The organism is Streptomyces pyxinae (assembly GCF_024756275.1).
GTDB lineage: Bacteria > Actinomycetota > Actinomycetes > Streptomycetales > Streptomycetaceae > Streptomyces > Streptomyces pyxinae.
On the sequence record NZ_JANUGQ010000053.1, the window covers coordinates 1 to 6,996 of the forward strand.

A 6,996-nucleotide genomic window follows, 5' to 3' on the forward strand; every position below is an offset into this window, starting at 1 on the left:
GGGGGGCAGGAAGAAAGGCGGGGGGGGGGGGGAAGAGCGGGGCGGGGGGGGGAAGAGCCGCGTGGGGGGGGGGAGTAGGAGCGGGGGGGGGGTCGGCGCGGGGTGGCCTCCCCCTGTGCCGCCCGCCCCGCCCCGGCCGTCACTTGCCGAACGCGATCATCGACCGTTCCTGCTTCTCGGCCTCGTCGTTCTGCGCGCTGATCCGGCCGGCCACGATGATGAAGCGCCCGTTGTCGTACAGGTACTTGGGCGACTGCATGTCCCGCTCGATCCCGGCCGCCTTCACCGGGTGCTGGAGCAGCACCTTGGGCGCGCCACCGGTCGGGGCGATGGTGCCGACACCGCCGCCCTTGTCCCAGGCGCCCTCGAAGTAGACGAGGACATTGCCGCCCTCCATCCGCAGCGGCACCATGGTCCGCTCCGGCCCGGCCGCCGAACGCCACTTGGGCTTGCCGGTGTCGAGGTCGAAGGCGACCACGTCGTTGGTGCCCCGGGTGAGCTGGGTGGGCTCGGTCGCCATGTAGAAGGTGCCGGCGTCCGCCGCGACCCCGGTACAGCCCTGGAGGTTCTGGCCGAGGACCACGAAGCCGCCGCCGCACTGGGCCCGGAACTTGTCCGTGCCGCCCTGGATCTGCGAGCGCACCGTGCCCTTGTCGGTGAAGGCGAGGATGCTCCACTTCTGCTGCTCGCGGTGCTTGATGGAGACCACCAGCGGGCTGACCGAGTAGACCTTGTCCACCTCCCAGCCGGCCTTCAGCTTGTACGACCACTGCGGCTTGCCGGTGGCCGGGTCCACCTGGCTCAGCTCCTGCTGCGGGACGTTGTAGTCGCTGGTGCGGCAGCTGGCGGCGGCGATCAGCTTGGGGCCGCCGGCGAAGGCGTACGGCTGGCAGCCCTCCTCCCGCTTGCCGAAGATCTGCTTGCCGGTGGCGAGCGAGAAGCCGTACGAGTTGTTGGTGCCGGCGGCGGTGACGGTGGTGCCGCTGATGGCGAGGGTGATCTCGGAGAGCGAGCTGAAGCCGAACGCCTTGGGGACGGACGCCTTCCAGCCCGCCTTGCCGGTCTTCAGGTCGATCTTCTGGAGCACCGAGCAGCGCGCCCGGTCGCCGGTGCCGTCCTCCAGGCCGAGGACGAGGGAGCCGTCGGCGGCGGTGTTGACCGGGGCGGCGCAGACATTGGTGGAGTAGGGCAGTTCCCACTTCTTCTTGCCGTCGGCGGTGCCGAAGCCGGCGATGCCGCGGTACATCGCCTTGACGACGGTGTCGCCGACGATCCAGGGGCCGTAGACGTCGGAGCCGTTGCGCGGCAGGTCGACGTCGTTGACGGTCATCCAGTCGATCTTGGCCTCGCCGGGCCGGCGGCCGTCGTTGAGGTCGTCGCCGGCGTCCCGTCCGGTGCCCTTGCCGTCACCCTCGTCGACGGAGGCGGAGTCGGAGGGACCGGGCGCGGCGCTGGAGCCCTTGGCGACAGCCGGGCCGGGCTCGTCGCCGCCGCCGCTGACCGCCAGCCAGGTGCCGCCTGCGACCACCAGCAGCGCGGCCGTCGCGGCGGCGATGATCAGACCGGGCTTGCCCTTGAACGGGTTGCCGCCGCGACCGCCCGGCGGGGGCGGTACGGGCGCGCCCGGGTACTGGGCGCCGCCGGGGTACTGCGGGCCGCCGGGGTGGCCGCCGTACGGGCCGGGCTGCTGGCCGTACGGGCCGGGGGCCTGGCCGTAGGGGCCGGGCTGCTGGCCGTAGCCGGCCGGCTGGGTACCGTACGGGCCGGGCTGGGAACCGTACGGCCCGGAAGCCGTCTGGCCGTAACCCTGCTGCGGGTAGCCGTAGCCGGGGGCCTGCGGCGGTACGGGGGGCGCGCCTGCGGGCGGTGCGGCGGGCGGCTGCTGCGGCGCGCCGGCCGGCGGGCCCGGCGGTACGGGCGGTGCGGCGGGCGACTGCGCGGGCGGCGGCGGTACGGCCGGTGCGGCGGCCGGCGGCTGCGCGGGCGGTGCGGCCGGCGGCGGGGGTACGGCCCCCGGGGCGCCCGGGGCCGGGGCCTGCGGGGCCGGGGCACCCGGGGCCGGCGGCTGCGGGGCCGGGGCCTGCGGGCTCTGCCCCGGCGCTCCCGGCGCCTGCTCCGGCGCTCCCGGCTTCTGCTGCTGGTGCTGCTGCTCGTGCGGCGCGCGGGGGTCCTGCGGAGCCCCGAAGCCCCCCTGCGGCGGTTGCTGACTGGGCGGCTGGGACATCAGCGCCTCCCCCTTCGTGCGATTGGCTGGCCGACCGTCTCCCCCGATTCCCGGTACGCACGTTCCGCCGGAATGGAGCGATTCGGACAAGTTCCCGCGCTCACGGAAGAGTTCGGCGAGCCGAGCGGGCCTTCTTTCTATCACCCGAAACAGAGGACAAAAGGGGCCGGTCCGCCCCTGTTCCCAAGGGAGGACCGGCCCGTGACGCGCTTGTTATGCGGTCTGCACGCGTTCACCACGCACAGCGGTCACTCCGCGTCCTCGGCGAGTTCCAGCCAACGTGACTCCAGCTCCTCGCGCTCGCCCACGAGTTCCCGGAGCTGGGCGTCGAGCTTCGCCACCCTCTCGAAATCGGTGGCGTTCTCCGCGATCTCCGCGTGCAGGCCGGACTCCTTGGCGGAGATCTTGTCCAACTGCCGCTCGATCTTCTGGAGTTCCTTCTTGGCCGCGCGGGCGTCCCCGGCGGACTTCCCGCCGGCCGGCTTCTGCCCGGCCTCCGGGGCGGCGGCCGGGGCCGGGGCGGGCGCCACCGCCGCCTCGGTCATCCGGCTCCGCCGCTCCAGGTACTCGTCGATGCCGCGCGGCAGCATCCGCAGGGTGGCGTCGCCGAGCAGCGCGTACGTACGGTCCGTGGTCCGCTCGATGAAGAAACGGTCGTGCGAGATGACCACCATGGAGCCGGGCCAGCCGTCGAGCAGGTCCTCCAGCTGCGTGAGGGTCTCGATGTCCAGGTCGTTGGTGGGCTCGTCCAGGAAGAGCACATTGGGCTCGTCCATCAGCAGCCGCAGCAGCTGGAGCCGGCGGCGCTCACCGCCGGAGAGGTCCCCGACCGGCGTCCACTGCTTCTCCTTGGCGAAGCCGAACTGCTCACAGAGCTGCCCGGCGGTCATCTCCCGGCCCTTGCCCAGGTCGACCCGGTCGCGGATCTGCTGCACCGCCTCCAGTACCCGCAGCGAGCCCGGCAGTTCGGTGACGTCCTGCGAGAGATAGGCGAGCCGCACGGTCTTGCCGACCACGATCCGCCCGCCGGCCGGCTGCCGTTCGCCCTGGCTGACCGCCGCCTCCGCGAGCGCCCGCAGCAGCGAGGTCTTGCCCGCGCCGTTGACGCCGACCAGGCCGATCCGGTCGCCCGGGCCGAGCTGCCAGGTCAGGTGCTTCAGCAGAATCTTGGGTCCGGCGGTGACGGTCACGTCCTCCAGGTCGAAGACGGTCTTGCCGAGCCGGGCGTTGGCGAACTTCATCAGCTCGCTGGTGTCGCGCGGCGGCGGCACGTCCGCGATCAGCTCGTTGGCCGCCTCGATGCGGTAGCGCGGCTTGGAGGTGCGCGCCGGGGCGCCGCGCCGCAGCCAGGCCAGCTCCTTGCGCATCAGGTTCTGGCGCTTGGCCTCCTCGGTGGCGGCGATGCGCTCCCGCTCGGCCCGGGCGAAGACGTAGTCCGAGTAGCCGCCCTCGTACTCGTGGACCGCCCCGCGCTGGACGTCCCACATCCGGGTGCAGACCTGGTCCAGGAACCAGCGGTCGTGGGTGACGCAGACCAGCGCCGAGCGCCGCGCCCGCAGGTGCCCGGCGAGCCAGGCGATGCCCTCGACGTCCAGGTGGTTGGTGGGCTCGTCGAGCACGATCAGGTCCTGCTCGGCGATGAGCAGCTGGGCCAGCGCGATCCGGCGCCGCTCACCGCCCGAGAGCGGGCCGATCACGGTGTCCAGGCCCTGCGGGAAGCCGGGCAGGTCGAGCCCGCCGAACAGCCCGGTGAGCACGTCCCGGATCTTGGCGTTGCCCGCCCACTCGTGGTCGGCCAGGTCCCCGATGACCTCGTGCCGGACGGTGGCCGCCGGGTCGAGCGAGTCGTGCTGGGTCAGCACCCCGAGCCGCAGCCCGCCACTGTGAGTGACCCGTCCGGAGTCGGCCTCCTCCAGCTTGGCGAGCATCCGGATGAGGGTGGTCTTGCCGTCGCCGTTGCGGCCGACGACGCCGATCCGGTCCCCCTCGGAGACGCCGAGGGAGACACCGTCGAGCAGGGCACGGGTGCCGTACACCTTGCTGACTGCCTCGACATTGACCAGGTTGACGGCCATTTCACTCCTGTGCGGGGATCGGGTGTGCCCCCGCCCGGCCGGGGCCGTACGCGGGAGGTCGACCTACCAGGGTAGCCGGGCGCCCGGTGCGGTAGCGTGCCGCGTTCGTTCGACTACCGGCTGGGGGCTCCCGTGCGACCGATCCGTCACCGGCTGGGGGCTCCTGTGCGACCGATCCACCATCTGACGGCGGCGGCGCTGCTGCTCCTCACCGCCTGTACGGTCCCGCGGCCCGCCCCGCTCGACACCGTCCCCGGCCCCCGACCGCCGGCTTCGTCCGCGCCGTCCGGTTCACCGGAACCATCCGGGTCGTCCGGGTCGTCCGCCGGGGTGACCCTCGGCGCCCCCGCCTCCCCCTGCCCCCTCCCGGTCACCTTCGAGGCCGAGCCCCGCTGGACCGCCGAGGCGGTGGACCCGGCCGTCGGCCCCGTCCGGCAGGGACCGCTGACCCTGCGCTGCGAGGTGAACGCCCGGCCCGCCGGGCACGTCGGCTTCCTGCGCGTCTGGACCGGCCCGGCCGGCGGGGCCACGCCCCGCGAGACCCTCGCCGCCTTCCTGGCCGCCGACCACTCCGCCGGCCGGGCCCACTACACCGAGACCCGCGCGGGCGGGCTGCCCGCCGCCACGGTCACGTACACGGTGACCAGCGAGCTCCTGGACGCCCCCAAGCCCGAGCGCGCCCTCGCCGTCACCACCCCGGGGGGCCCCGTCCTCCTCCACCTCGGCGGCCTCGACACCACCGAGCACCAGGCCCTCCTCCCCGCCCTCGCCCGAGCCGAGCGCACCCTGCGGCTCGCGGGAAACTGAGAACGGACAGCGGGCACACCCCACCGGCTCAGCGAATCCCCTCGTCCATGAGCACATACAGCAGCCCCACCAGCGACCCACCGCTGACGATCTCGCGCCGGTCGATCATCCCGCGCACCTCGGTCAGCGGCACCCACTCGATCCGGTCCGACTCGTTCCGCTCCGTCGGCGGCCCCACGTACGCCGCCGTGTCCGCCCGGAACAGATGGTGCTGCGAGTCGGTGATCCCGTTGGCGGGCTCCGCGTAGACCAGCGGCCGCAGCGGCCCGGGCCGCCACCCCGTCTCCTCCAGCACCTCCCGGGCCGCCGTCTCCCCGGGCGTCTCCCCCGCCTCGACCAGCCCCATCGGCAGCTCCCACGCCCAGGCGTCCGTGATGAAGCGGTGCCGCCACATCATCAGCACCTCGCGCCGCTCATTCACCACGGCCGCCACCGCCACATGCCGCAACCGGATCACATGGTGCTCGAAGCGGTACCCGTCCGGCTGCTCCACATCGGCCAGCCAGACATCCATCCAGGGGTTCTCGTAAACCGACCGCTCCCCGTGCACCGTCCACCGCATCCCCACATCTCCCCTCTGAACCGACCCCCAGCTTCCCAGACTTGCGACCGCCCGACCCTCGCCACCAGCCCCCCAAGCCCCCGTCACGGACCCCCACCCGACGAGCCTCCCCCGAACGAGCGAAGCCCCCCCCCGAAAGAGGCCGCCCTGTCCCCGCGTGCGCGGGGAGCAGTGTTCGGCGGTGGGAGGGCTGTGTCAGGGTCCAGGAAGGACACCCTGGGAAATGAGGTCATGTTGACGGCAGCAAGTGCCAGGCAGATCGCGGATGAGCTGCGCGAGCGCATCCGCTCGGGCGAGTTGGCCGCCGGTACGCGGCTGCCTGACGAGCTCGCGCTGGAGCGCGACTACGGGGTGGCCAAGGAGACGGCACGCCGAGCCCTGACCCTCCTGGTCACGGAGGGGCTGGCGATCCGGCGGCAGGGCCGCGGAACGTACGTCCGCGCGTTCCGGCCGATTCGGCGGGTCGCCAACCAGCGACTGAGCCAGGCGGGCTGGGGCACCGGTCGTTCGATCTGGAACGCCGACCTGGACGACCGCCCTCTCGCCGTCACCGGCCTCACGGTGACCGAGGCACCCGCAGCGCCCGAAGTGGCACGCGCCCTGGGCATCGAAGAGGGTACTCCGGTTCTCGTACGCGACCGGTGCTTCGTGGTCGATGACGAGCCGGTGCAGCTCGCCACCTCCTACCTCCCGGCCGGAAGCAGAACGCCTGCACCTGGCCGAGGGAACACCCGTGGTCGAGATCTGGCGCACCGCCTCCACCGACGACGGCCGCGCCGTCGAACTCAGCCACATGCTGCTCGACGCCGGCGCGTACATCATGGAGTACCACCTGAACAGCTGAGCAGCATGCGGAGGAGCCATCCCTGCGTGCGCGGGGAGCAGACGAACGCGGAGGCCCGGAATGTGCCAGCGCCGGGGCCATCCCTGCGTGCGCGGGGAGCAGCGCGGGATGCCTCGGTCGGGCCTGTGCGGCGCGGGGCCATCCCTGCGTGCGCGGGGAGCAGACCGGAGCCGACGCCGACGGCATCCCGGGCCCGGGGCCATCCCTGCGTGCGCGGGGAGCAGTGACCTGTCAGGAGGTAGGGACAGCATGACCAGGGGCCATCCCTGCACGCGCAGGGAGCAGAGTAGGTGACCTGCGGTGTTACCGGCTCGGCTCGCGAGTTCTGACCACTTTCGAGGAAACCGGCATCTAGGACATCCTGGCAATCATCATGCCCAGCGGAGTCGCTTTCGGGACAGCCTCACCGGCATCGAGCTGAGGCGGGCGCGGTCAGAGGTGGGCTTCTCGGTAGCCTCGAAGAGGTCGGCATCAGATGGCTTCA

The 6,996-nt window shown here is 72.8% G+C and carries 4 protein-coding genes, 1 pseudogene and 1 CRISPR repeat array; of the genes and pseudogenes, 2 read left to right on the forward strand and 3 right to left on the reverse strand.

All coding sequences use genetic code 11. The annotated features are described in order from the left end of the window. Positions 1 to 139: 139 nt before the first annotated feature. Positions 140 to 2,224, reverse strand: coding sequence for a PQQ-binding-like beta-propeller repeat protein (locus tag NX801_RS30450; RefSeq protein WP_258791204.1), 2,085 nt, complete (start codon positions 2,222 to 2,224; stop codon positions 140 to 142). Between the two features lie 248 nt (positions 2,225 to 2,472). Continuing rightward, positions 2,473 to 4,299 (reverse strand): ABC-F family ATP-binding cassette domain-containing protein, encoded by a 1,827-nt coding sequence (locus NX801_RS30455; protein WP_258791205.1) that lies wholly within the window; start codon positions 4,297 to 4,299, stop codon positions 2,473 to 2,475. A gap of 165 nt (positions 4,300 to 4,464) precedes the next feature. Here NX801_RS30455 and NX801_RS30460 point away from each other — a divergent pair, with 165 nt between their 5' ends. Continuing rightward, positions 4,465 to 5,106 carry a lipoprotein gene (locus NX801_RS30460; protein WP_258791206.1) on the forward strand — a complete coding sequence of 214 codons (642 nt, stop codon included), beginning with the start codon at positions 4,465 to 4,467 and terminating at the stop codon, positions 5,104 to 5,106. Positions 5,107 to 5,134: 28 nt separating this feature from the next. Here the strand turns inward: NX801_RS30460 and NX801_RS30465 are convergent, their stop codons facing one another. Next, a complete protein-coding gene (locus NX801_RS30465; RefSeq protein WP_258791207.1) occupies positions 5,135 to 5,668 on the reverse strand; it encodes an NUDIX hydrolase in 534 nt (177 codons plus the stop codon). A gap of 231 nt (positions 5,669 to 5,899) precedes the next feature. Here NX801_RS30465 and NX801_RS30470 point away from each other — a divergent pair. Then, positions 5,900 to 6,304 (forward strand): annotated as a pseudogene (locus NX801_RS30470) (GntR family transcriptional regulator); the annotation flags it as partial. A gap of 219 nt (positions 6,305 to 6,523) precedes the next feature. After that, positions 6,524 to 6,797: direct repeats of the CRISPR family, unit length 30 nt; unit sequence CGGGGCCATCCCTGCGTGCGCGGGGAGCAG. Positions 6,798 to 6,996 lie beyond the last annotated feature (199 nt).